The sequence below is a fragment of the Paenibacillus sp. V4I3 genome (assembly GCF_030817215.1).
Classification (GTDB): domain Bacteria; phylum Bacillota; class Bacilli; order Paenibacillales; family NBRC-103111; genus Paenibacillus_E.
In genome coordinates this window covers 85443-110639 of the sequence record NZ_JAUSZA010000001.1, presented here as the reverse complement: position 1 = coordinate 110639, position 25197 = coordinate 85443, and the positions used below count along the sequence as shown (strand labels likewise).

The window sequence follows — 25197 nt, the reverse complement described above, 5'->3', positions numbered from 1 at the left end:
CCTAAGAGCTCTACCTTTACGCAAGTTTCGTATCTAGTTTTCAAGGCGCAAACACGCTTTGACTGTTTGGTGATGATGGCGGAGGGGACCCACGCGTTCCCATCTCGAACACGACCGTTAAGCCCTCCAGCGTCGATGGTACTTGAACCGCAGGGTTCTGGGAGAGTAGAACGTTGCCAAGCAGTTTTCCCTGATAGCTCAGTTGGTAGAGCACTCGACTGTTAATCGAGTTGTCACAGGTTCGAGTCCTGTTCGGGGAGCCATTTTTTATAACATACCAGGCTTTTCATGGAGAGGTGTCCGAGCTGGCCGAAGGAGCACGATTGGAAATCGTGTAGGCGTCACAAGCGTCTCGAGGGTTCGAATCCCTCTCTCTCCGCCACCTATAAACTTTTACATAAGAAAAGCCTGTTTACGAGGCCCGTTGGTCAAGTGGTTAAGACACCTCCCTTTCACGGAGGTAACAGGGGTTCGAGTCCCCTACGGGTCACCATCTATTTTCTAGTTTTATCCCATGGAGGCTTAGCTCAGCTGGGAGAGCATCTGCCTTACAAGCAGAGGGTCGGCGGTTCGATCCCGTCAGCCTCCACCATTTTACCTTAAAAAGTGTAACGCATTAGCTAAACATTTTTCGGGGATAATAAAATATCATGCTAGTAATGTCGCGGGGTGGAGCAGCCCGGTAGCTCGTCGGGCTCATAACCCGAAGGCCGCAGGTTCAAATCCTGCCCCCGCAACCAACCTCTTATATAAGGAGAGACTTTTGATAATATCAAAAAGATCCCTATATTAGATGTCTTACATAGTGTGGAGCTGTGGTGTAGTGGCCCAACATGCCTGCCTGTCACGCAGGAGACCGCGGGTTCGAATCCCGTCAGCTCCGCCATTTTTTTATTTCTGGACATGAGTCATTAGCTCAGTTGGTAGAGCACCTGACTTTTAATCAGGGTGTCGTAGGTTCGAATCCTACATGACTCAGTATTTATGGGGAGCTTTAGACGTAGTCTAAAGTTCTCTGTTTCGCGGTCATGGCGGAATTGGCAGACGCGCACGGTTCAGGTCCGTGTGGGCTAACCCCCCGTGGAGGTTCGAGTCCTCTTGACCGCATTATCGGTAAAGAAGAGTAGGTTGCTAATAAGCGCCTACTCTTCTTTTTATTTTCTCCATCTACAAGGGATAACACTTCTGTATACTTATCTATGCTAATTTGTTATTATTATGAATACATTGTTTGGTTTACAAAATCAACGCGAGTGTCGGATACTGATTTGGAGTGATAGCTTTGACAAAAACGAATAAAATTACCATGCAGGAGATTGCGGATCGAGTTGGTGTATCTAAATATGCAGTATCGAAAGCATTGTCCGGTAAATCTGGCATTAGTGCAGTAACGAGAGAAAAAATTTTTGAAATCGCTTCCCAATTAGGATATCTGAACCAGAAAACGATTAAAAAAATTCAGAGTCAGTCCACTTCGGAGCAAAGTGATAAAATCGTTTGTATTCTGATTCCAAACATTCGCAGCCAGAATAAAGAGTCCGGCTATTGGGGGAAAGTGCTAGACGGCATCTCCAAAACACTTGAATCTGAAGGAATAGGCTCGATCATTGTCTCAGATGACAATCCTAGAAACTTTAATCTGGTTATGAAACCAGAGGGGCTGTTGGGGGTCATTGGTGTTGGGCTTGTATCAACTCCAATGCTGATGGAGCTAAGAAGTAAGGCAATCCCCTTTGTAATGGTCGATCATGAAGATGAGATGATTGAGTCGGATACTATTTTCATGAATAATGTGGATATTATGCGCAAGCTTACTAATTTTTTGATTGGCAAGGGTCACACTCGTATCCAATTCGTCGGCAATTTGCGTTATTCGCGAAGTTTTTTTGACCGTTGGACAGGCTTCAGGTCGATCATGGAGGAGAATGAGCTTCCTTATTTGCATAGAAATCATGCATTGTTAAATGTAATACCTTCTCTGAGAGAAGAGAATACGAATTTACTGCTGACAGGCTTGCAGTCTATCCCAACAAGCGAATTTCCTACTGCATTCGTGAGCGCAAATGATCAAATTGCTGTGCTTGTCCATAATGCCTTAAGGGAAATGAATCTTCGTGTGCCAGAAGACTGTTCTTTAACCGGTTTTGATAACAATGTCGATATTGTTAAAGACTTTCCAACGCTTACAACAATCAATGCAGAGAAAGATGCACTCGGTATCAAAGCTGTAGACTTGTTGATATGGAGATTGAAGAATAGGCATATGCCCTATGAAAAAGTATTGCTGCAAAGCGACTTAATTATTAGGGAAAGTATCCGTGCTCTCACAGAAAGTAACACTTAAGAATAATTGAAATGGCTCGATTTACAAAGTTCTCGGTTCAAGTTTACAAGTAAACTTGAATCGGGAACTTTTTTATGTTGCTTATCGATTTATCCAGGAGATAAACATAAATATAAGTAAATAATGTATTACGTTATGAAAGTAAACGATTAAAATAAACAAAAAAATAGTTTATTTAACATAACATTATTCACATATTAGGTTGACAGTAAAAAACATTAGGGTTACAATCGGAATACATTAAGCAACTTTGACTCATTTTTATTTTAAGCTGAGAGAAGGTAACAACTATGAGTATAAGAAAGCGTAGTTTTCGCAATAAAGATGAGCATAATACTGCTGGATATCTATTCATTTCTCCTTGGTTAATTGGCTTTCTACTGTTGACGCTATGGCCGATTATTCAGTCATTTTATTTATCTTTTACAGATTATTCATTGCTTGATACGCCGTCATGGATTGGCTCAAAAAACTATTCAGAGATTTTTACAAAAGATCGATTATTCTTGAAATCGCTTTCTGTAACTTTTTCGTTTGTTCTCGTCTCCGTGCCATTCAAGTTGTTTTTTTCCCTAATAGTGGCCATGCTGCTGAATCGGAGTCTCCGTGGGATGAATGTGTATCGGACAGCTATTTATTTTCCATCGTTAATTGGGGGAAGTATTGCGGTATCTGCGCTTTGGCGAAACATGTTCGGATTGGATGGATATATCAATCACATTCTGGGATGGTTTCATATTACCGGAGTTGGATGGATATCGAACCCTGATACAGCTCTTGGTACTCTTATCTTACTGAATGCCTGGCAGTTTGGGTCCACCATGGTTATCTTCCTAGCGGGCTTGAAACAAATTCCTAAAGACTTATATGAATCCGCTTCCGTAGATGGTGCTGGAAACGTTCGCAAATTTTTCACCATTACGTTACCCATGCTTTCACCTGTCATGTTCTTCAATTTAGTTTTAGGTATTATTGGCTCCTTCCAAATGTTTACTTCTGCCTTCGTCATTACGGCAGGTGGCCCTGCAAACTCAACTTACATGTATGTCATGTTCTTATATGAAAAGGCTTTCAAACAATTTCAAATGGGTTATGCGTCCGCACTAGCATGGATATTGTTACTTATTATAGCAATATTAACGGCAATTAATTTTGCTGTATCCAAATACTGGGTCTATTACGAATCCGATGGGAGAGAATCTAAATGATCATACGGCGATATTCTTCATTGAAGGCACATTTCATTCTACTGCCGTTTTCTCTGATCATGCTCTACCCGGTTTTTTGGTGGATAGGTGCCTCATTGAAAAGTTTGGCGGAATTAGGTTCACCAACGATTTGGCCGCAAGTGTTGATGTGGGAAAATTACACCAAAGGCTGGACGTATTCTTCCGAGTACACGTTTACCACCTTTTTTGCCAATACGCTTCTAATGGAATTCTGGAACGTATTAGGCGGCGTAGTCACGGCGGCACTAGTAGGGTATGGATTTGGGAGATTGCAGTTTAAACTACGAGGTTTCTGGTTTTCCGTGTTGCTGCTTACCATGATGCTGCCTTCTCAGGTGACGGTTGTGCCTCAGTACATTATGTATAACAAGCTGGGTCTTGTGAACAGTTATATTCCATTGATATTACCTCATTTCTTTGGAGGGGGGGCATTCTTCATCTTCCTGGTCGTCCAATTTATTCGAGGCATTCCGAGAGATCTGGACGAGGCCGCACAAATGGACGGTGCCTCTGTATATAAAATATTTCTCTTCGTTATTGCACCTTTAATAAAACCAGCGCTTGTAACCGTAGGTATTTTCACATTTCTTTGGAGCTGGGACGATTTCTTCTCCCAATTGCTGTATTTAAGCTCCATTGAGAAATTTACAGTCGGTCTGGCACTAAGGATGTTTATTGACCAATTTGAAATCCAGTGGGGCCAATTGTTGGCTATGTCGCTTCTCTCAGTCGCACCTTCTGCCATCGTGTTTTTCTTGGCCCAAAAGCATTTCGTGGAGGGCATCGCTACAACAGGAATCAAAGGTTGATGCCAAAATCTGCACCTCATGTAGGTAATACATCATTTCACATATAAAAGGGAGTGTTTATTCATGAAACAACGACAAGCATGGCTCAAAGGTTTATCTCTAACAATGATTGCCGCAGCAGTGGGTCTTACAGGATGCAGCAGCGGCAGTAAGCCGGCTCAATCATCGACACAGCCGCAAACGACGGCGAAAACAGCGACGGCTGCGCCTGCTTCTGACAAGGCCGTTAAGCTGAAGATCATGTGGTGGGGAACACAGGCACGTCATGATGCCACTTTGAAGGCGCTTGATCTATACACTAGTCAAGTGCCTAAAGTGACATTTGCCCCAGAGTATACGGCATGGGATGGATTTTGGGAGAAGCTTCCAACTTTAGCGGCGTCCAATTCGATCCCGGATGTACTGCAGATGGATGCGGCATATATTCAGAGCTACGTCAAGCGGGGGCAGCTCGCTGATTTGTCGGATCTCGATTTGAAAGACATCGTCGATCCAAAAATTTTGGAAAATGTTAAAATCAACGGAAAGCTGTACGGTGTGCCCCTCAGTTTGAACGGTCAGGGGATGGTGTACAACAAACCTGACCTTGAAGCGGCAGGCATCAAGCTGCCATTCAATAATTGGTCCTATGATGATTTCTTTGCCTTTGCGAAAGAAGCACGCACGAAATTGCCTAAAGGCAAATATCCGATCGATGATTTATCAAATGTTTGGGACTGGTATCAGTATTATCAAACGGCCCAAGGAAAAGGACCTATTTTCCAAGACGGCACGAAGTTCAATCTGGATAAGGACACTTGGTTCCAATTCCAAAACATATATGCTGGGTTCCGCAAAGACGGCATCGTACCTTCGGCCGATTTACAGTTATCTTTTAAGGAGAACGATCCAAAACTCGACTCTTTGGCAGCCGGCAAAGTGATGCTCAAAGGAGCATCCGTGGGGTCTGCAACGGCTATCCAGGCACTAGTTCCAGGCAAATTGGTAGTGAACAGCAATCCGATAGGTTCGAAAGGGGGAGGTTGGGCACAGTCGACCATTTTCCTCAGTGTGGGTGCAAACTCAGCAAATAAAGAACAAGCGAAACAATTCATCAAGTGGTTCATTTCCAATCAAGAGGCTGGCAAAGCTCTGGGTACAACGAGAGGAATTCCAATTAATGAAGCTATTTTCAAAAGTCTTGAATCTACATTGTCAAAAGGTGATCTATTCGGTAAAGATTTATTGAACGTAGCCAAAGACAAAGCGCTGCCTTTCTATCCGGCTCCTCCAGGCAGTGAAGATTTCGTGAAAACGTATAAATCGGAAATGGAAGCCGTCATGTTCGGCAAACAGACGCTTGAACAAGCGTTCAAAACAATTACAGATAAAGGAAAAGATGCGGAAGCCAAGTTGAATAAATAAAGTCAGCACTACTAATCATCCTATACATTTCTCTTGAGCCACTTCCGTTCTCCTTTGAGAATTGAAGTGGCTCAATATTGGGGGAGGTCATGTTAGCATGCAATTAGCTGAATTTTTTTCATCAGAACCTGATCAGCTTTGGTCGCTTGCCAAACAAATGGGCGTGAATTATGCGGTGGGTCCATTGCCCCGAGAACTTAACGGTATGAAACCGTGGGATTATCATAATCTGCTTCTAATGAAGCAAAGATTCGAGAACAACGGTATCGTATTAGCGGTTATTGAATCGGCTCCTTCGACGAATTTAATTAAATTAGGGTTACCTGGGCGGGATGAAGAGATTGCCGTCATGCAAACGTTGATTACGAACATGGGTGCTCTTGGCATACCTGTCCTTTGCTACAATTTTATGGCACAGTTTGGCTGGTTCCGAACATCAACGACCATTCCTACACGTGGCGAAGCGCTTGTATCCGGTTATGATCATTCTTTGATGAAAGATGCACCTTTGACGGAGGCAGGTATCGTGGAGGAAGAACGTCTCTGGGACAATCTCAAGTACTATCTGGAGAAAATTGTGCCAACTGCTGAGAAAGCCAAGGTGAAGCTTGCTCTACATCCGGATGATCCGCCCATTTCACCAATTCGCGGAGTATCACGTATTTTGACGAGCGCTAAGGCACTGCTTTAGTTCCAAGCGAGTATAGCGGGATTACTTTATGTCAAGGGACACTGGCTACTGCTGGTGAGCATATTCCGTCTGTCATCAGTCACTTTGTGGAACAGAACAAAATATTTTTTGTGCATTTTCGCGATGTGAAGGGCAATGCGGAGCGTTTCGAGGAAACATTTCATGATGACGGCAAAACGGATATGTTCGCAGCCATGAAGCTTTACTATAAATACGGCTATCAAGGCCCTGCAAGGCCCGATCATGTGCCTACAATGGCAGGAGAGGATAATAAGAATCCGGGTTACGAGCTTTTGGGCCGTTTGTTTGGGGTTGGTTACATGAAGGGCTTGATGGAGGCAGCAGCCTCAAACAATTTGATGTTAACGGTAGAAGCAATTTATTTACAGTAAAGAAAGGATTGAGGATCATTCTGAGACCAGATACCTATGAAAGCACTTTAGCCCACGTTAACGGGCATTCAAATCCATCTGAGCTGAGGATCGTTGATATCCGCTTTGCCGATATTGTCAGCGCACCGATGCATTGCAGCCTAATTAAGGTGTATACCAACCAAGGTTTGGTTGGTTATGGAGAAGTTCGTGATGGTGCGGATAAAGTGTACGCTCAGATGTTGAAGAGTCGATTGCTAGGTGAGAATCCCTGTCATATTGATAAATTGTTCCGTCGTATTAAGCAATTCGGAGGCCATGCTCGTCAGGGAGGGGGCGTCAGCGGGTTGGAGATTGCGCTATGGGATTTGGCAGGAAAGGCCTATCAAATTCCTGTCTATCAAATGCTGGGCGGCAAATTTCGCGATAATATTCGAATGTACTGCGATACGGACGTGAACGGCAGAGACACTGGTCATGCGATGGGATTAGCGTTGAAAGAAAGAATGAATAAAGGATATACATTTTTGAAAATGGATCTTGGCATCAATCAAATTATTCATGAGCCGGGTACCTTAAGCGCGCCTCTTGGATTCCTAGAAGACATGCAGAGTCTATCGCGCTCCTGGTGGAAACGCCAGCCCGGAAGCCTGTCACAATCCGAAGAAAGAGCGCTGCGCAACCGAGTGTATGATATGTACAATATCGCGCATCCTTTTACAGGCATCCATGTGACAGAAAAGGGGCTCGATATGCTGGAACAATATGTAGCGGATGTTCGATCCGTTATCGGGTATGAAGTTCCCCTTGCTATTGATCATTTTGGACATATCGGTGTTGAAGATTGTATTAAACTTGGGCGTCGGATCGATAAGTTCAACCTGGCTTGGATGGAGGATATGATTCCATGGACGTATACACAGCAGTACGCCAAGCTAGCGAGTAGTGTCACAACACCGATTTGTACGGGTGAGGACATTTATTTAAAAGAAAATTTCAGACCGCTCATTGAAGCTGGCGGAGTATCCGTCATTCATCCGGATGTGCTAACGGCTGGTGGAATACTAGAGACGAAGAAAATTGGCGATATGGCGCAAGAATATGGCGTAGCGATGGCGATTCATATGGCTGAAAGCCCAATTGCCTGTCTAGCGGCTGCACATGTGGCTGCTGCAACGGAGAATTTCCTTGCCTTGGAATTCCACTCCGATGATGTGTCGTGGTGGGACGATCTCATCATTTCTAGCTATGTGACGAAACCGCTCGTTCAGAATGGATTCATCACCGTGCCGGATGCTCCCGGTCTCGGTATTGAGGAGCTTAATGACGAAGTGATTGCGCAGCATTTGCATCCAGAAGATCAAGGTTTATGGGTTTCGACGGATGAATGGAATCATCGTTGGTCGAACGACCGCTTATGGAGCTGACAAAATCGAAAACGCAGGAGGAATAACTCATGAAATTCGATAATGCTGAAGACATCATCCAACTTACGCCGTTATGGGAAGGGGAACGATTCCCAAATGGACGTCCAAAAGTACCCGACGATGTATTGCGTCGTATGCGCCGCATTACGTTGGAGGAAGCATGGGGCCCCCTGTGGAACAGCGGCTACAAGTTTCAATTTGAAGGGGATTTCAAGATTATTCATCCTGAACAAGTTATGGTAGGACGTGCCGTGACTTCGGTATTATTGCCTCTACGGCCTGATTTGCATCATACACTCCTAAATTATGGACATGAACAAGAGAATAGAAAAGGCTTCTTCAATCAATGGATTATCGATTGTCTGGAAGAGGATGATGTGGCCGTAGTCGACATGTTCGATAAGGTCTACAAAGGAACATTCGTGGGCGGAAATCTATCAACAGCCATATCTGCTCGCACAAAGCGAGGCGGTGCTGTCATATGGGGAGGCATTCGTGATAATCAGCAGGTCGTCAAAATTGAGGGAATCAATGTTTATTATCGAGGAAGCGATCCAACTGCTATCGAGGATGTGACAATGGTCGGCATGAATGTGCCATGCCGGATCGGAAGAGCTGTATGCCTCCCGGGTGATGTTGTACTCGGAACCCCATCTGGAGTTATCTTTATTCCTCCGCATTTGGCTGAGACGACGGTCGAGCTTGCAGAAAAATCGCAAGTGCGCGACGTCTTCGGCTTTATAAGGCTGAATGAGGGAATCTATACAACAGCTCAAATCGATGGGATGTGGACACCGGCTCTTTGGCAGGACTTTAGGAATTGGTTTGACGCCTCTGATGAAACGGCCGAATACCGGCATCTGAATTGGGAACATGAGATAGAAGAAGCGAGACTGAAAGAAAGTAAGGGCACGAACACTAACGATGTTCGATTATAGATTATAAAAGCGGATTTTCGATAGCACCGCTTATGTGGAGGACAGGATGAGCGAAACAGCAAATGTATGGAAAGAGTGGACGTTTAAAGCTTATGACGAAAATAACTGGATGCCGGCTAAAGTTCCTGGTTGTGTCCATATGGATCTATATCATAACGGCATTATTCCGAATCCGTTTTATGGAAAGAATGAGAGCGAGCTGCAGTGGATCGACAAAAAAGATTGGGTGTATCAATGCTATTTCGATGTTTCAGAGGAGCTGAAATCCAACTCACATCTGGAACTAGTATTTGACGGATTAGATACGTACGCAGACGTATATGTGAATGATCGGCACATTCTCTCAGCGGATAACATGTTCCGCAGCTGGAGAGTTGATGTGAAGCAATGGCTCACCGATCGCGATAACAAGCTGACTGTTCATTTCCGATCGCCGATTCATGAAGATTTACCGAAGCTTTCGAGGCTGGGTTACGGACTGCCTGCAGCAAACGATCAGTCGGATGTAGGCGGCCTCGGTGACAAGAAGATTAGTGTCTTCGCTCGCAAGGCGCCTTATCATTACGGATGGGACTGGGGTCCGCGCTTTGTAACAAGCGGAATATGGCGTGAGGTAAGGCTTGAGGGCTGGTCGGAATGCCGTATTACCGATGTATATATCAGGCAAGATGAAGTTACTCCTTTAATCGCCAAACTTACTGCTGTTCTGGAAATTGAGGTTACAGAAGCATGGGAAGGATCACTACATGTTTTCACGGAATCTCTCAGTTGGACCAAGAAAGTAGATCTCGTAAGTGGAATTAATCATGTCGAGCTGAATTTGTCTATCTATCAACCCCGCTTGTGGTGGTGCAGAGGGCTAGGAGAGCCGGATTTATATAGCTTTAAAGTGGAATTAATAGGATTGAGGGGTTCTGCAGCACAGAAAAGTATTAGAACCGGACTTCGAACCGTTAAACTGGTGACGAATCAAGATGACGATGGAACCTCATTTTATATCGAATTAAATGGCGTAGCGGTGTTTGCCAAGGGTGCCAATCATATACCGAATGACAGCTTTTTAACAGAAGTTACTTACGAAACCTATAGACATGAAATTGCCACAGCGGCAGCCTCCAATATGAACATGCTTCGGGTTTGGGGCGGCGGGATCTATGAGCAGGACATGTTTTATGAGCTTTGTGATGAGTACGGACTTCTAGTGTGGCAGGACTTTATGTTTGCCTGCAGTATGTATCCTGGTGACGAAGCATTTTTACTCAATGTTAAGTTAGAAGCTGAGGAGAACATTAAACGTCTCCGAAACTATGCTTGTATTGCGTTGTGGTGTGGAAACAATGAAATCGATACGGCGTGGTCACATTATGATGAGCAAGCTGGCTGGGGATGGAAAAAGCTTTACAGCACCGAGCAGCGGGACCGTATTTGGCATGACTATGAGCAAATTTTTCATATGATTTTACCTGAAGCAGTTAACCGATTGGCTCCGGATATTTCATACTGGCCTTCTTCACCTATGTGTGGGCTTAAGGGGAATGAGGATCAACATGCTCACCAGAATTCATCCTCTGGGGATATACACTACTGGGGCGTATGGCATTCTGTAGAGCCCTTTGAAAAGTATAATGCGCATGTTGGACGTTTTATGAGCGAATATGGTTTCCAGTCGTTCCCGGAATACGAGTCGGTTAAGACCTATGCCGAGGAAACAGATATGGCGTTAGAATCTGAAGTCATGCTGGCACATCAGAAGCACAAACTTGGCAATCAATTAATTAAGGAATACATGGACATCTATATGAGGGAACCGAAAGATTTCCCATCCTTTCTATATATGAGTCAGGTATTGCAGGCGGAGGCGATGAAAACTGCCATTGAAGCGCATCGACGCCGTAAGCCATACTGTATGGGTTCTCTATATTGGCAGATGAATGACTGCTGGCCTGTGGCCTCATGGGCTGGGATGGATTACTATGGCAGATGGAAAGCCTTGCAATATTATGCACGGCGCAGCTTCAGCGATGTACTTCTCTCGGTGGATGATACAGATGAAAGCCGCCTCGATGTTTACATTATTTCCGATATGCGATCTCCGATTCACGGAACGCTTAGGATCGAGTTATTAGATTTTTCTGGAAATGTTATATGGTGCTGCGTGGGGCTGGTTGAGGTAGATGCTTTATCAGGCGTTAAAGCCATCTCGGTGAACAAAGAAGAGTTGCTGGCAGGAAACGATGAGACATCCGTTCTGCTCGTTGTACAGTTGGAGAAGGATGGAACCGTCATCGGAAGCTGCGAACATTATTTGGTGCCATTTAAGGAAATGAAACTAGCTGACCCAACCATTCAAATAACCGAGGTGGAAGGAAGCGGGGGAACCCGGTTTGTATTGGAAACAGATACGTTGGCCAAACAAGTACGAATATCTACGTCGACAGAGGGCATATTTGATGATAACTATTTTGATTTAATTCCGAATCGCCCTAAGATAGTTACCTTTATGGCCCGGAGTGCGGGTCGCACACCTTTTGTCTTCTCTGCACCTGCACATTTAGAAACCTGTTCAATGATAGACTGTGTTACTCGTCATTCTAAAGATTTAAAAAACTCAATGGCCTAGCGGCTATTGAGTTTTTTGCGTTCTATGGACAAGCAACTTTATATTTCAGTTGACATTGATTATTATTATCACTAATATCAATGATAGTAGTAAATGACGATGGCGGGGAGAGATCGAATTGAAAACGATTAAATACTGCTGTAGAAATGAGAAATTCGGATCCAAACAAATATATAAGTCCTTGAAAAACGAATATCCGGACCTGAAGCAGAAGAAGAAGGACTGCTTAGGTAATTGTAAGCATTGTAAGAAAGAATGTATCGCCATGATCGGTAAAAAGGAGCTGTTGTGTGCAGCATCGCCTGACTTACTTTATGCTCAGATCAAACAAATTATAGCTGAATCCAGGGCAGAAAGCGTGATGGCTTGAACTTAACCCTTCTTAAATTGTTACTTCCGTTTGTATTTGTATGCGGAGTTCTGGTAATCTTGTATGTATGGGGAATACGTAAGAGATAACCATACAGAAAGGTGTGTGCATCTATGTTAAATGATACACTTACAGAAGCGCTCAATGAGCAGATGAACTATGAGTTTTACTCCGCGCACGTCTACTTGGCTATTGCTGGTTATTGTGCTGCGGAAAGCTTAGACGGCTTTTCAAACTTTTTTATTGTACAAGCTGAAGAAGAGAAATTCCATGCGATGAAAATTTTCAAATTCATAAATGATCGTGGAAAAAAGGTTAGCTTTGCTGGTATGGATACGCCTGTGAATGAGTACAAATCGATCCTAGATGCTTTTGAACATGCTTATCAACATGAGCAAGAAGTAACAAGACGTATTTATCATTTATCAGATTTGGCATTGAACGATAGAGAACATGCGACTATGCAGTTCTTGAAATGGTTCATTGATGAGCAGGTAGAGGAAGAAGCAATGTTCGACAGCATTATTAATAAATTGAAACGAATTGATAAAGACAGTAACGCTTTCTACATGTTAGATGCTGAATTTGCTCAGCGTTCATTCACGCCACCAGCAGCGGTATAATTACATACGACTTTTATGAGGATGAGACTTACCTGTTTCGCGAAATTTGGCGAAGGGTAAGTTTTTTTATGTCTGCTGACACATGCAGCAGCACCCGCGAACCCGCAATCGCTCGAATTTGTGCCTATCTGGTATGTCACGATTCAAGGTCAAGGGGATCCGGACGGCATAGCCTTCTCAAATGCCACTGAAGCACTTTACAAGCTTTCCTACAGCATCAAGGGTATTTATAAGAAGGAGGAGAAAAACTTTACTGTAGCCAAGCTGGAAGGCTTATGGTGGATGGATGGGGTAGCAGCTGCAGTAGTGGTGAAGGGGTGATTTTTGCGGTAAAATAAAAGAAAATGTCGAGACTAGGGGAGGGACGGCAGATGCGGACACGTAAAATCTTTGGGATTGGTAAAGGTCTAGGCGTACTTGTGATCTTAATGGCCATTATGTATCCAGCTTCTGCTGTCCAAGCCTCATGGTTGGATCGGGTGAAAGACATATATCAACTGCCAGAGAATGTGGAACAAATTCAGAAGGACTATGAGACTACGAAGCAGCAATTAGAGGATCAGAAGGACAAGCTTTCCGAAGCCATACGGCATTCGGAAGAAACTGAGGAACGGCTTCTTGGGCAAAACGAAACTCTTAAAAGGGAAAATGAACAATTGCAAGAACGCTTGAAGGCCATGGAACAAGTAGCCCTAGATAAAGAAAAGCGAAATCGGAAATTAACCTATATGGCTGTGACGGCTGTTTTGCTGGTTCTTTTTTATTTTGTGCTGGGCCGCGTGTTTCGATTCATTGTCTGGAGGAGGCAAAAGCGCGGAATGAGATAGAGGTAGTCTTACGAGGAGGTCGGTGTGTATGGAGGTATCTTTCGAAGAAGTAAGCTCACATGCAAAGATAGCTACAATGTGCATCGAACAGGGTGAGTCTGTTCATGTGCTGCATCCGAACCAAATTGTTGCTTTCCAAGGGAAGTCTGAGCAGAGAGAAGATTCGTTAATGAAGCTGCCTAGTATGTATAGGAAGAGGCGTTTTGTCCAGTCACGGCTGCATGGTCCTGCCAATGTAATGCTAGGGCTCCCTGAAGGGTATAGCATGGCTGTAATACTTATAGGAGCGGATGATGATCTTCTGTATGAATTTCGACATGTTTTGTTTTATACTGAGGGAGTCAGCTACACTTCTCATCTGCAAAATGTTAAGAATACACTGATTACGCAGGATCTTGTGAAAATGCAGTTTAAAGGTCCAGGCAAAATAGGACTTCTGACTGCAGGACCGATTTACCAAATGGCACTGGATGTTAAGCAGCCTTTATATGTCGATATAAACTGCCTTGTTGCCTATCCGCGTAATGCTCAGCTGCGTCTGTGTGTGTACGGCAATACACTGGCCAGTCAGCATATGAATTATCATTGGGAAATGACGGGGCAAGGTCATGTTCTCATGCAGCCCTGTAAGCCAGATCGCAAATTGGATGAGCATATGAGAAATGACAGTCTATTGCGTCGCATAGCCAAAGAAGTACTGCCGTTTGGCGGTATTTTCATCAAATAAAAAATGGATATAAAAAACATTTGCATTTGTCTTTAATTCCTGATATATTATTCCTTGTCGCCTCGGAGAAACGTAAGCGAGAATGACATGCAATTATACGATGCGGAAGTGGCTCAGCGGTAGAGCATCGCCTTGCCAAGGCGAGGGTCGCGGGTTCGATCCCCGTCTTCCGCTCCAATTAATTTGCGCCCTTAGCTCAGCTGGATAGAGTATTTGACTACGAATCAAAAGGTCGGGAGTTCGAATCTCTCAGGGCGCGCCATTTTCATAAAACGCATCGGGACGTAGCTCAGCTTGGTAGAGCACCTGCTTTGGGAGCAGGGGGTCGCATGTTCAAATCGTGTCGTCCCGACCATCAATCCCTTTATAATACGCGGGCGTAGTTTAATGGTAGAACTTCAGCCTTCCAAGCTGATCGCGCGGGTTCGATTCCCGCCGCCCGCTTCACAGGAAAAGATCACCTTCGGGTGATCTTTTTCGTTTGAACGGAAAAGGAAGAGAAGCCGTATGGGTTCGACCGTCCGTGAAGACATCATAGAATATACCCAAGTAGGACGCGCGTCCCAATATACTACTAGCCGCTTCCGTAGGAAGCATTTTAAATAAGAATTTGGAGTATTCCCGCCGCCCGCTTCACAGAAAAAGACCACCTTCGGGTGGTCTTTTTTTACAGTATTATTGGTTAGGGGTAAAGCGACGAAGCTAACTATTCTTTTCTAGCGCTTTGTTTCTGATTTTTTTAAGAAATAGAGAATTGGGAAGACAAGTTGTACTGCGTACAACAATTTCCTTGATTTCTGCTTGGACAGCTCAGAATGTTGTATGTGCTACAACAATTTATCCTTTTTATTGGCTATAGAGTTGCTTTAGGCTAAAAGTGTTGTATTTTTTGTAACATTCGGTTGGAAAACACGGATTAGCTTGCTTAAAGTTGTACAAAGTACAACTTTACAGGGATAAGTATGCGAATGTTTCAGCACGACATTAATTAGGCGTAGATTGCTTTGCATCAAACTTTATAAACTCTCTCAATCAAGGATGGCGTAAGCCGTTTTCTTATGATCCGTGAAGGAAGAAGGGGATGCGTGCATGAATTCTCACTGCTTCTGCTCGAAGAATATTGGGTAGCATGTGCTCTAATCAAATAAATGATAACTCATGGAAAATCTTGGTTGACAGTATCCGTTACTAGCGTGTATGATGTGAACAAGTTAATAATTGTGATGGAGACAAGGAGATTCACGTAGATTGCATGTCAAACGGGCATGTCAGTTTATGTGTTTTTTTTCGCTCTTTTCACCCGTTTCCTCCGAATGTGCGAGACGGAAATTAACGAGTTACGAAAAGCGATACAGGGAAACCGAATGCCCTTAGCGTGAAAATGTAACTTTTTGAAAGAGAGGGGTATGCTATTTTGTTAGTAAATGAAAGCGCTTTAAATCGAGAGACAACTGAAAGTGTATCAGCAAGGAAAAAGAAGTGGGAGGAGAACATATTAGCTTATTTATTTCTGGCACCTTCCTTAGTCTTGTTTGCTGCATTCCTTTTTTATCCGATGGTCAAATCAGTCTACCTGAGTATGACGCTCACGGACCCTCGCGGTAGGGTCGTTGAATTTGTCGGGCTTGATAATTTTATCGATTTACTTGCATCGGGACAGTTTTATTCGAATTTAAAAGTGACGTTGTTGTTTATCTTGTTTACGGTACCTACCTCAATCGTATGGTCCTTATTTTTGGCAGCGATCACCCACAACAAACTGCGGGGCATGAAAGTATTCCAGTTCATATTTTCTCTGCCTATCGTCATATCGGTAGGTACGGGGTCGATTATCTGGTTCTTGCTGTTCCATCCGACAGCAGGGATGCTGAATTACTTTCTAAGCATTGCACATATTGAACCGATCCCTTGGTTAACGAGCCCTTCGTGGGCACTGGTTTCGATCTCCCTGTTGACGATATGGATGAATATGGGATTTCTGTTCATTGTGCTATCCAGTGGTCTTCAAGGGGTTCCGGAAGAAATTTATGAAAGCGCTAAAATTGATGGTTCAGGCCCAACACGGACATTTATCCAAATCGTTCTTCCGCTTTTGTCACCCACGATATTTTTTGCCCTTATTGTGTCAGTGATCGGAGCCTTCCAAGCCTTTGGACAGATTCATATTTTGACAAAAGGTGGTCCGATGAATTCGACCAATGTGATCGTGTATTCCATCTATCAGGACGCTTTCGTTAATTTCCGTTTCGGAATCGGAAGTGCTCAGGCTTTGGTTCTCTTTGTGATTATCATGATTTTGACTGTGGTGCAGTTTAAAGTTTTAGAAAAGAAGGTGCATTATCAATGATCGCGAAAAGGATCGCACCCACCCTGAATTACTTGTTGCTGCTTGTGCTGGCCCTTGTCGTTTTGTATCCGCTTTTATTTACGGTATCCTCATCGTTTATGACAGAGAAGGAAGTTTCTAACTTCCCACCGCCATTATTTCCTTCTCAGTTGTATCTTGAGAACTTCAAGAACGCTATTTCGGGCTTTCCAATCGTGCGCTTTATCCTGAACAGCTTTATTGTATCTTCGGGGATTACGGTAAGTCAGGTTATCACGTCCAGTTTGGCCGCTTACGCTTTTTCGTTCCTGAATTTCAAAGGAAAGAAAGTATTGTTCGCCGTTTTTCTTTCGACCATGATGATTCCATGGGAAGTCACCATTATTCCTAATTATTTGACCATCAAAAATTGGGGATGGATGGACAGCTACCAGGGGCTGATCGTTCCCTTTATGGCGGGAGCTTTCGGGGTTTTCCTGCTTCGCCAGTTTTTCCTTCAGCTGCCTAATGAGCTGTTTGATGCGGCAAAAATCGACGGATGCGGGCATCTCCGGAATTTTTTCTCTATCGTACTTCCGCTATCCCGTCCTGCGCTGTCTACTTTGGGGGTTTATGTCTTCCTTACGCACTGGAACCACTATTTATGGCCCCTGTTAATTACAAATAGGGCGTCCATGAGAACGGTGCAAATCGGGGTTTCTATGCTGCAGCATGCGGAAGTCATGTCGTGGAATTTGATTTTGGCGGGAGTTACGATCGTTCTGCTTCCTTCTTTCCTTTTATTGGCTTTAGGTGTGAAACAATTAGTACGTGGAATTACCGCGGGTGCTGTTAAAGGTTAAGCGAGCGATGATCCGTCTGTTACCTAACAGGCTTATCATATATATGTATCCACTTTGAGCGAGGAGAGATAGAGACAATGGGGAAAAAAAAGTTAACGGGTTTAGTTTTAACGGCATCGATGGTTTTCCTTGCGGCATGCAGCGTAAATATGGGGGAAAGTACAGAAAGCAAGAAACCAGAAGCAACGAAATCTGGAGCAATTGAGGCAAGCGGACCTAAGAAAGTCATTTTCTGGCATGCGATGGGTGGAGCAAATACGAAAGTTGTTGATCAACTGGTCGCCGATTATAATGCTTCTCAGAATAAAATCAAGGTAGAAGCGGTGTACCAAGGAAATTACGACGACCTGCTTAGCAAATTAAAGGCGTCGATGGGTACAAGCGAAGGCCCTTCGGTCGTCCAGATGTATGAGATCGGCAGCCGCTTCATGATTGATTCCAAAGCAATTACACCCATGCAAAACTTCATTGATGCGGATAAGTGGGATTTGACACAGCTGGAGCCGAACATTGCCGGTTACTATACTTTAGGTGGCAAACTTTACTCGATGCCGTTCAACACGTCGAATCCGGTTCTTTATTATAATAAAGATTTGTTTAAAGCAGCTGGTCTAGATCCTGCGAAACCTCCAAAAACATTCGAGGAATTGAAAGTTGCTGCTGATGCCATTACCAAATCAGGTAAAGCTACCGGGGCAAACTTTGCGATTTATGGCTGGTTCATGGAGCAGCTCTTTGCCAATCAAGGCGCCGAATACGTAAACAACGGAAACGGTCGCACCTCTAATGCAACCCAATCGCAGGTGAACACGGAGCCAGGTGTGAAGGTACTGACTTGGTGGAAGGATCTTATTGACACCAAAGCGGCTAACAATCTGGGACGCAAAACAGACGATTCCAAAAAAGCATTTTCCGCAGGTCAGGTAGGTATGATTCTGGAATCCACAGCGGCGCTTAAGGGTCTTGTTGACAGCGCCAGCGGTAAATTCGAAGTGGGAACCAGCTTCTTGCCGAAGCCGGCAGATGCGAAAGAAGGTGGTGTTATTGTCGGTGGAGCCAGCTTATGGGTCATGAATAACCGCCCAGATGATGAGCAGAAATCCACTTGGGATTTCATCAAATTTCTGACTACACCTAAGGAGCAGGCTTACTGGCACGTCAATACGGGGTACTTCCCGATTACCAAAAAAGCCTATGACGAAGACCTTGTAAAGGAAAACCTGAAAAAGTTCCCTCAATTCCAGACGGCGATTGATCAACTGCACCAAACGAAGTTAAACACAGCTACGCAGGGCGCGGTAATGGGTGTATTCCCTGAAGCAAGACAAATTGTTGAAGGGGCGATCGAAGAAGTGCTTAACAACAAGAAAACTCCGAAGGAAGCATTGGATGCAGCGGAAAAAGAGATCACTTCGAAGATTCAAACTTACAACAAAACAGTCAAATAATTATGTAAAGAGGCTTAAGTCCACTTGCCGGAAAGGAAACAGGAATGCTTAGTAACAAACCGATGATTATTGCACATCGTGGGGCCAAAGGAATGGCTCCAGAAAATACGCTCGCTGCTTTCCGGCTTGGGTTAAGCCAGGGATGCGAAGGGATTGAGCTTGACGTTCATTTGACCGCCGAAGATGAAATTGTCGTTTGTCATGATATGACGTTAGACCGGACCACAAACGGGAAAGGCCTGATAGTGGAGAAAAGCTTATCGGAAATCAAAACCTATGATGCTGGTCTTTGGTTTGGCGATGAGTTCAAAGGGGAGACCGTACCTACTTTGGACGAAGTCTTTGATCTTGTACCCGATAACATTATGATTAATGTGGAAATCAAATACTCCTACGATGGCAGAATGGAGCATAAGATAGTTGAATTTCTGCGCAGGCGTAACCGTTTGAATAATGTCATCGTTTCATCATTCGACCATAAGTGTGTCAGAAGGATCAAACAAACGGAACCGGAAGCCAAGATCGGTCTTTTGTATCAATCCAAATTGCTTGATCCTACCGCATACGCGCGCAGTTTTGATGTGAAGGTATACTCGCTTCATCCTTACTTTCAAATGTTGGATGCCGAGGATGTGATGAAGGCGACAGAGAGCGGGCTTTATATCTACCCTTATACGGCAAATGAAGTAAATGATCTGCTGCATCTAACTGGGCTTGGGGTTTCGGGTATCATTACGGACTTCCCTGGAAGGTTAAAAGATTTGTTGCAAACGCATGATTCCAAGTGAAAAAATTTCTATGCAAAAAGCCCCGGATTCCGGGGCTTTACCTTTCATTTTATCTTTAGGAATGGGGACATGAAATGAGTCTTCTTGTTTTGGAGAAACTAGGGATGGCGCTGTTATTAGGTCTGTTGATCGGGATTGACCGTCAACTCAAGCATAAACCATTGGGTATGAAAACGAGTATGGTGATTTCGGTGGCAAGCTGCTTAATCACTATTGTATCGATAGGAGCTGTTCAAAAGTACTCTATCCCCGGATATACAAATATGGACCCTATGAGGCTAGCGGCTCAAATCATAAGCGGAGTAGGCTTTATCGGGGCTGGCGTTATTTTAAGACGAGGTAATGAGATTATTTCAGGACTTACGACCGCGGCATTGGTATGGGCGGCTTCCGCTCTTGGCATCGCAACGGGAGCAGGATTTTATCAAGAGGCGACTTTGGCTGTTATTCTTATTATTTTCGCAATCAATCTGTTTCCGATCTTTATTAAGCTGCTCGGCCCTCAAAAGCTGAGGGAGAAGGACTTGGCGATCAATATTATATTCAGTCCTGAAGGGGACATGTCTACACTTATCGATCAAATCAGCGCAGAATACATGAAGGTGAAGCATATCAAAATCAAGGACTTAAACGAGAACCAACAAATTCAGTTGGTAATTTCCACTGCAGACAAACATCGTACGACAACTGTTTACACCAAAATCAAGAAGATCAAATATGTGCTCGCTGCCGAAGTTGAAACGATAAGCAATTAATACGAGAGACTTTCTTGTGGAAACTATTACCACTATGCAAAAGTTGAAACTAACAGTCCAACTATGCTAGTCTAACATAGACAAAAAATGCCGAATCTTGGAGCAGCAAAAGCTCTGGTACGGGGGACTTCTTTACTTGGGGTGAATGAATGCTCAGCTGTTTAATAAACTGAGCGCGCTAGGGAAACCTCTTCCCGAACCCGTCAACTAACCTCGGAGGCTTCAAGGAGGAAAAGTTTTTGAAATTTTTCACAAAAAGCTTTATTTGTTCATGCGCATTTGTTTGTGCAGCAGTATCCATGTTTTCCGCTCCCTCAGTTCAAGCCGCATCATCTACATCCACTGTGAAAGTACAGGTCAACGATGAGTTGATTCAGTTCCCAGAAGTACAGCCATTTATTGACAACGCAGGAACGCTGCAAGTTCCTCTGCGAGTACTATCTGAGAAATTGGGTTATCAAGTAGGCTGGGCGAAGCAGGAAAGCGAAATAGTGGTCACGTTGATGAACAAGCAGCAGACAATTCAATTGACAACCGACGAAAAGCAGGCGATTGTGAACAGCAAGAAAATTAGTCTGGAAAGCAGTCCAACGCTTTATCAAGGTAATACGTATGTACCCTTGCGTTTCATTACTGAAACATTCGGTTCCCCAATTGAGTGGAATGAAGCGAATCGTATCGCGATTGTGAATGTCGATGGCAAGTCCCACAAGCCAGCCTGGATTGCGCCACCACCATCACCAGCTCCAAAGGCAGTAGCGGTGGCTAAACCATCCATGTCTGATCAAATCGTGCAAACAGCAAATACGTTCATGGGTACGCCATACGTTTGGGGAGGCACAACACCCAGAGGGTTTGATTGTTCCGGATTTGTGCGCTATTTGTACGAAGCTAAAGGCATTGATCTACCCAGAACTTCAGTTCAAATGTACGATCAAGCAGGAACCAGAGTTACGGACTTGAAGGTTGGAGATCTTGTGTTTTTTGCAGCAGGCAGTGTAAATCACGTTGGTATTTATCTGGGGAATGATCAATTCATTTCGGCGACAACGTCTAGAGGTGTAACGATAGATAGTCTCGCCAGTTCATACTGGGGATCCAGATATGTGGGTGCCAAAAGAGTTCTGTAAATAAGCCATGTGATGAAAAAGGATTAAATCATCGAACATTTGTTTTCTATGAATCTTTCGAATGAAAGCATAGAAGGCAGATGTTCTTTTTTTTTGCGCGAAATATTGCGATTTTTATCGAAATTTTATGGTTTTTAGCCTATAATGAAGAAATGTTTGGAAGAAAGCAGGTGACACGAACGGCATGCAATTAAGTGTCTGGAAAAGTTGGTTTTATAAAAAAAGACATTCGAATAAAGCAGATAGCATGTATATCGTGGAAAAAGGTCCTGCCATACCAGAGGAGATTCGGGGAGTTATTGATCGATTTTTCCTTACGTATAATCATTTCAAAGGGGCTAGAAGCCTACAGACGGACACGTTTATAAAAGAAGTATTTTACGCAACGAAACAGGATCCGAAGGATCAAAGAACGATTGAAGAGATGGAAGCCTATATTCAGCAGAAAAATGTGAATCGCTTGCGATTAAAATCCTTTGTTGTCGATGAGTATCTTAGCATAGGCGAGAAGGTTTGCATGATTGGTGTGACGAGGGAATTCAGTAATAATCAGAGAAATCGCGTGCTTTATTTTCTAATAAAAGAGGATCAGTCTTGGCGCTTTCATCATATTGCAAGGTCTCACCATGGGAAAGTTCTAGATAAGTTTCAAGTGAATGAGCAAATGGGGTTCGTGGTTGGAAATGAAAAAGCCGCTCTCCTCTTTCTGACACACTCCGGGTCTGCCGATGCATCCACCTTTATATTGGGTGATTATGTGCATGTGGAAGGTTATTTGGAAGTGGAGCAAGAGGTGAGCAGCCAACTGTATTACCGAATTGTACGAATGAATCGCGTGCACTAAAAGCGAAGTGAAACCCGGTAAAGCTGTGGATCCCACTGGATCTGTCCGCCTAAGGATTCAATAATGGCTCGTAAGGGCATATAAATATGACCATCTACTATGGTAGGTGCTTCAGGTAGTGTGACCGATTGCCCATTCACAGTCATCACGGAATGATCCGGTCGAAGTTCAAGATTATTAGAACCATGATGAACGGTTAATGTACGTGTTGTCCCGTTCCATTCGAATTTGGCACCGATTCTTTCTAGAATACCCCGAAAGGGTACCATACTTGTTTCTTGCAATAAATATCCGCGGAACTCATAAACGAATTGTCCATTTACCTCTAATTGGATTTGTGGATGATCGAGACGTTCCACGACAAGTGCGTTGCTGAGCGCTCGACCCGGACTTCGCAGCATGGAGCCGTTCGCATACAGAGATGAACTTGCACCACCATCCATATTCATTGCATCCGTTAAGCCTAGCTTTAGAAGAACTTGCGCCATATCCGCCATCGTAGCAGTCGAGAGTGTCCCCATTACAAACTGATGGGAAGCGTCTAACCCAATGAAGCTGCGTACGTTCGCACTTGTTGTGATTTTGGGATCGGTAAAGCCATCCCGTTTGGTATCCAAATCAACTGCGCCATTCGTTAGCAAATGTGGCCCTGCTCCAATAGCGGCATCAACCGCTGTAAGCATAGAGCTTTCTCCGGTATCTTGATTATGGAGAGATGAAGTCAGCTTCACCATATCGCCAATATGGATATTAGGCAGCACGTAGGTCTTATTGTTGGCACTATTTCCGAGTAGGAACAGCTGCCCATCTTCGGGAATATCGACACTCTGCGTCGTAACGGCTGTAACTTTGCCCTCGCGGAGAACAACTTTGGTTGAGTTAGGAAAGTCGATCGTCGGCCCAAAAGCGCGGTTGTACCAGACGACTTGATCATTGGCGGAATCGCCGTAATATTTGTTCACACCCCAAGCAGTGAATGTGTAGGCTTTGCTCTGATGAGTAACGCTTATTTGGTGCTCTGTTTGGATTCGTTGTAAGCTAGCGGTTTTGTCGGCATGAACCAGAAAGGCAGGATTAATGCCTGAGTGCATGATTTCGCCGGAGCCAACGAGTAAACCATTCGGGTAGCGCTGGGTATCATCTTTTTCATAGGCGTCAAAAAAAGTTCCGTTGATCCCTGCAATCGCATGGTTTCTCGTTAACATGGAGGAGAAGGACTCATCATGGCCAATGCCGCCCTCAGCCGTAACAGGCTTAACGCGCAAGTAGGGATCGGTGAGATCAATGGTGACCCATTGTACAGTAAACGACTTGCCATTATGAGCAATCGTTCGGCTTTGTGTTTGTACGGTACCTTGTGCAGAAGTAGATACTGGGAAGATAACGTCTGCTAAGAGCAGACAGCTGAGCATCGCGGTGTAAGTACGAATGCGGAAACGCGCAAGAGGCATGGCAGCTATCATCCTTTCTGAATTTACTTCTTTTTTAATTCGCGCAGGGAGTAGAACGTTCCTCTCCAATTGATGCCACCTTGTTTCCAAGTTAGCCAAACGGAGCGGACAATCGTATAGAGGAGCAGGGAAGCGCTGATAGGGAGCAAGAAAGCTTCATCTCCGCGTTTGCTCATGAGGCGGAACATTAGCTTGCGGTATAGCCATATTTGTAAAATGACAGTGACAGCATAGACGGCACCTCTCCAGTCCCAAAAGAAGATAAGACCGAGCCAAGGGAATATAAAAAAGATAAGCTGACCCAGACAAGCCAGTAAAGCAATGGTGTAGCTGTAGCGAAAGCCGGAGAAAAGGTTTTTCTCCAGGCCGACGATCGCTTCCTTGAGAGAGCGGTACCATTCGACTTGAAGGATGTGTTTGCCAGACAGAACCTTCTGCCTAAATCCAGCTCGTTTGAGGGAGATGCCTAATTGAAGATCATCATCAGGTCTTAGGGCGATCGATTTGTGCGTGCCAATCGCTTCATAAGCGCTGCGGCTGACCATGTTAAAGGCACCAATTCCGATGCCCGGTTCACGAGCGTTGTCAAGGTTGGCACGCCACGGGCGTACGAATAAGGAAAATGAGAAGAGGAAGAAATGAACGAACCCTCTGAGCAGTGTGCTTCGTGCAATCATGTTAGGGGTCAGCGTGAGATGCTGTACGTCATGTTCCTTCATATAAGTAACCGCATCTGAAATCGTTCCTGGTGCAAAAATGATATCGGCATCTGTAAAAAGTAAATATTGGCCTCTCGCTTGCTGATACCCTTGGTAGAGGGCATGATTTTTGCCAAGCCAGCCTTCAGGCAGAGAGGTGATGTGAATGATTTGCAGCGGTGTGTGAATATCCGTTTTGTGCTGTGACCACTTCCGCAGCTCTTCAAGCCGGACGCCGGTAGCGTCCTGAGAGCGGTCATTGACGGCGATGATCTCAAGGCGCGGATAATTTTGCGTGAGTAGATGTCGAACGGTTTCTAGGATGGTACTCTCCTCTTCTTTGGCGGCGATAATGACCGAAACGAGTGGAGGCTTGTCCGGGAGCTTCGTGGATTTGGGCAGTGTATGCAGTAAATGTATGCCTTTATGCACATCAAAAGTGATATAAAGCCAGTAGAGGAGGGTCAGAATCGCGATAATTCCTAGGGTGGACATGGTATGCCTCCTTGTGAAAGAATAGAAGTTGACCGCATTA

23 protein-coding genes, 12 tRNA genes, 1 rRNA gene and 1 riboswitch are annotated in these 25197 nt (G+C 44.3%); of the genes, 34 read left to right on the top strand and 2 right to left on the bottom strand.

The annotated features are described in order from the left end of the window. Positions 1-65: 65 nt before the first annotated feature. The 34 genes from rrf to QFZ77_RS00465 all read left to right on the top strand — a co-directional run bounded on the left by rrf (position 66) and on the right by QFZ77_RS00465 (position 22513). A 5S ribosomal RNA gene (gene rrf, locus QFZ77_RS00630) occupies positions 66-182 on the top strand. A gap of 5 nt (positions 183-187) precedes the next feature. After that, positions 188-263 (top strand) — tRNA-Asn (locus QFZ77_RS00625). 27 nt (positions 264-290) lie between these two features. Next, positions 291-382 (top strand) — tRNA-Ser (locus tag QFZ77_RS00620). Positions 383-418: 36 nt separating this feature from the next. After that, a tRNA-Glu gene (locus QFZ77_RS00615) sits at positions 419-493 on the top strand. 23 nt (positions 494-516) lie between these two features. After that, positions 517-592 (top strand) — tRNA-Val (locus tag QFZ77_RS00610). A gap of 71 nt (positions 593-663) precedes the next feature. Beyond that, positions 664-740: transfer RNA gene (locus QFZ77_RS00605), tRNA-Met, on the top strand. A 69-nt stretch (positions 741-809) separates the two neighbouring features. Then, positions 810-886: transfer RNA gene (locus tag QFZ77_RS00600), tRNA-Asp, on the top strand. Between the two features lie 19 nt (positions 887-905). Next, a tRNA-Lys gene (locus tag QFZ77_RS00595) sits at positions 906-978 on the top strand. A gap of 44 nt (positions 979-1022) precedes the next feature. Continuing rightward, a tRNA-Leu gene (locus QFZ77_RS00590) sits at positions 1023-1107 on the top strand. Positions 1108-1282: 175 nt separating this feature from the next. Continuing rightward, a complete protein-coding gene (locus tag QFZ77_RS00585; protein ID WP_307434617.1) occupies positions 1283-2344 on the top strand; it encodes a LacI family DNA-binding transcriptional regulator in 1062 nt (353 codons plus the stop codon). A gap of 290 nt (positions 2345-2634) precedes the next feature. Further along, positions 2635-3552: a carbohydrate ABC transporter permease gene (locus QFZ77_RS00580; protein WP_307434614.1), complete on the top strand. Its 918-nt coding sequence runs from the start codon at positions 2635-2637 to the stop codon at positions 3550-3552. Further along, complete coding sequence (locus tag QFZ77_RS00575; protein ID WP_307434611.1) at positions 3549-4382, top strand: carbohydrate ABC transporter permease; 834 nt, start codon at positions 3549-3551, stop codon at positions 4380-4382. Before QFZ77_RS00580 ends, QFZ77_RS00575 begins: the two co-directional genes overlap by 4 nt. A 63-nt stretch (positions 4383-4445) precedes the next feature. Further along, a complete protein-coding gene (locus tag QFZ77_RS00570; RefSeq protein WP_307434608.1) occupies positions 4446-5786 on the top strand; it encodes an ABC transporter substrate-binding protein in 1341 nt (446 codons plus the stop codon). Between the two features lie 97 nt (positions 5787-5883). Continuing rightward, complete coding sequence (locus tag QFZ77_RS00565) at positions 5884-6477, top strand: mannonate dehydratase (RefSeq protein ID WP_307434604.1); 594 nt, start codon at positions 5884-5886, stop codon at positions 6475-6477. 20 nt (positions 6478-6497) lie between these two features. After that, complete coding sequence (locus QFZ77_RS00560; protein ID WP_307449146.1) at positions 6498-6869, top strand: mannonate dehydratase; 372 nt, start codon at positions 6498-6500, stop codon at positions 6867-6869. Between the two features lie 8 nt (positions 6870-6877). After that, a complete protein-coding gene (locus QFZ77_RS00555) occupies positions 6878-8275 on the top strand; it encodes a mandelate racemase/muconate lactonizing enzyme family protein (RefSeq protein WP_373462548.1) in 1398 nt (465 codons plus the stop codon). A 29-nt stretch (positions 8276-8304) separates the two neighbouring features. Next, positions 8305-9213 (top strand): RraA family protein, encoded by a 909-nt coding sequence (locus tag QFZ77_RS00550; protein WP_307434601.1) that lies wholly within the window; start codon positions 8305-8307, stop codon positions 9211-9213. Between the two features lie 46 nt (positions 9214-9259). Further along, complete coding sequence (locus QFZ77_RS00545; RefSeq protein WP_307434600.1) at positions 9260-11833, top strand: beta-mannosidase; 2574 nt, start codon at positions 9260-9262, stop codon at positions 11831-11833. A 118-nt stretch (positions 11834-11951) separates the two neighbouring features. Further along, entirely contained in the window at positions 11952-12203 is a 252-nt protein-coding gene (locus QFZ77_RS00540) for a DUF1450 domain-containing protein (protein WP_029197887.1), read from the top strand. Between the two features lie 113 nt (positions 12204-12316). Further along, positions 12317-12826 carry a ferritin gene (locus QFZ77_RS00535; protein ID WP_057307929.1) on the top strand — a complete coding sequence of 170 codons (510 nt, stop codon included), beginning with the start codon at positions 12317-12319 and terminating at the stop codon, positions 12824-12826. A gap of 120 nt (positions 12827-12946) precedes the next feature. Continuing rightward, the gene (locus QFZ77_RS00530) at positions 12947-13147 is read left to right on the top strand and encodes a hypothetical protein (RefSeq protein ID WP_307434595.1); all 201 of its coding nucleotides are present in this window, start codon (positions 12947-12949) and stop codon (positions 13145-13147) included. A gap of 50 nt (positions 13148-13197) precedes the next feature. Then, a complete protein-coding gene (locus QFZ77_RS00525; protein WP_307434592.1) occupies positions 13198-13653 on the top strand; it encodes a hypothetical protein in 456 nt (151 codons plus the stop codon). A 28-nt stretch (positions 13654-13681) separates the two neighbouring features. Further along, positions 13682-14380 (top strand): AIM24 family protein, encoded by a 699-nt coding sequence (locus QFZ77_RS00520; protein ID WP_307434588.1) that lies wholly within the window; start codon positions 13682-13684, stop codon positions 14378-14380. Between the two features lie 102 nt (positions 14381-14482). Next, positions 14483-14557 (top strand) — tRNA-Gly (locus QFZ77_RS00515). 8 nt (positions 14558-14565) lie between these two features. After that, a tRNA-Arg gene (locus QFZ77_RS00510) sits at positions 14566-14642 on the top strand. Positions 14643-14658: 16 nt separating this feature from the next. Continuing rightward, a tRNA-Pro gene (locus QFZ77_RS00505) sits at positions 14659-14735 on the top strand. An 18-nt stretch (positions 14736-14753) separates the two neighbouring features. Next, positions 14754-14824: transfer RNA gene (locus QFZ77_RS00500), tRNA-Gly, on the top strand. Between the two features lie 1048 nt (positions 14825-15872). Then, on the top strand, positions 15873-16727 hold the full coding sequence (locus QFZ77_RS00495) for a carbohydrate ABC transporter permease (protein ID WP_373462716.1): 855 nt from the start codon (positions 15873-15875) through the stop codon (positions 16725-16727). After that, complete coding sequence (locus QFZ77_RS00490; RefSeq protein ID WP_307434582.1) at positions 16724-17548, top strand: carbohydrate ABC transporter permease; 825 nt, start codon at positions 16724-16726, stop codon at positions 17546-17548. Before QFZ77_RS00495 ends, QFZ77_RS00490 begins: the two co-directional genes overlap by 4 nt. Positions 17549-17625: 77 nt before the next feature. Then, complete coding sequence (locus QFZ77_RS00485) at positions 17626-18996, top strand: ABC transporter substrate-binding protein (RefSeq protein WP_307434579.1); 1371 nt, start codon at positions 17626-17628, stop codon at positions 18994-18996. A gap of 44 nt (positions 18997-19040) precedes the next feature. Beyond that, positions 19041-19784 (top strand): glycerophosphodiester phosphodiesterase, encoded by a 744-nt coding sequence (locus QFZ77_RS00480; protein ID WP_307434576.1) that lies wholly within the window; start codon positions 19041-19043, stop codon positions 19782-19784. A 74-nt stretch (positions 19785-19858) separates the two neighbouring features. After that, on the top strand, positions 19859-20539 hold the full coding sequence (locus tag QFZ77_RS00475; protein WP_307434573.1) for an MgtC/SapB family protein: 681 nt from the start codon (positions 19859-19861) through the stop codon (positions 20537-20539). A gap of 78 nt (positions 20540-20617) precedes the next feature. Further along, positions 20618-20776, top strand: a riboswitch (cyclic di-AMP (ydaO/yuaA leader). A gap of 2 nt (positions 20777-20778) precedes the next feature. After that, positions 20779-21669, top strand: a complete 891-nt coding sequence (locus tag QFZ77_RS00470; RefSeq protein ID WP_307434570.1) for a C40 family peptidase — start codon at positions 20779-20781, stop codon at positions 21667-21669. Positions 21670-21853: 184 nt separating this feature from the next. After that, on the top strand, positions 21854-22513 hold the full coding sequence (locus QFZ77_RS00465) for a hypothetical protein (RefSeq protein WP_307434567.1): 660 nt from the start codon (positions 21854-21856) through the stop codon (positions 22511-22513). Here QFZ77_RS00465 and QFZ77_RS00460 read toward each other — a convergent pair. Continuing rightward, on the bottom strand, positions 22510-24033 hold the full coding sequence (locus QFZ77_RS00460) for a stalk domain-containing protein (RefSeq protein ID WP_307434564.1): 1524 nt from the start codon (positions 24031-24033) through the stop codon (positions 22510-22512). The genes QFZ77_RS00465 and QFZ77_RS00460 overlap by 4 nt on opposite strands. Next, complete coding sequence (locus QFZ77_RS00455) at positions 23988-25157, bottom strand: glycosyltransferase family 2 protein (RefSeq protein WP_307434561.1); 1170 nt, start codon at positions 25155-25157, stop codon at positions 23988-23990. The genes QFZ77_RS00460 and QFZ77_RS00455 overlap by 46 nt, the downstream gene beginning before the upstream one ends. Between the last annotated feature and the right edge of the window lie 40 nt (positions 25158-25197).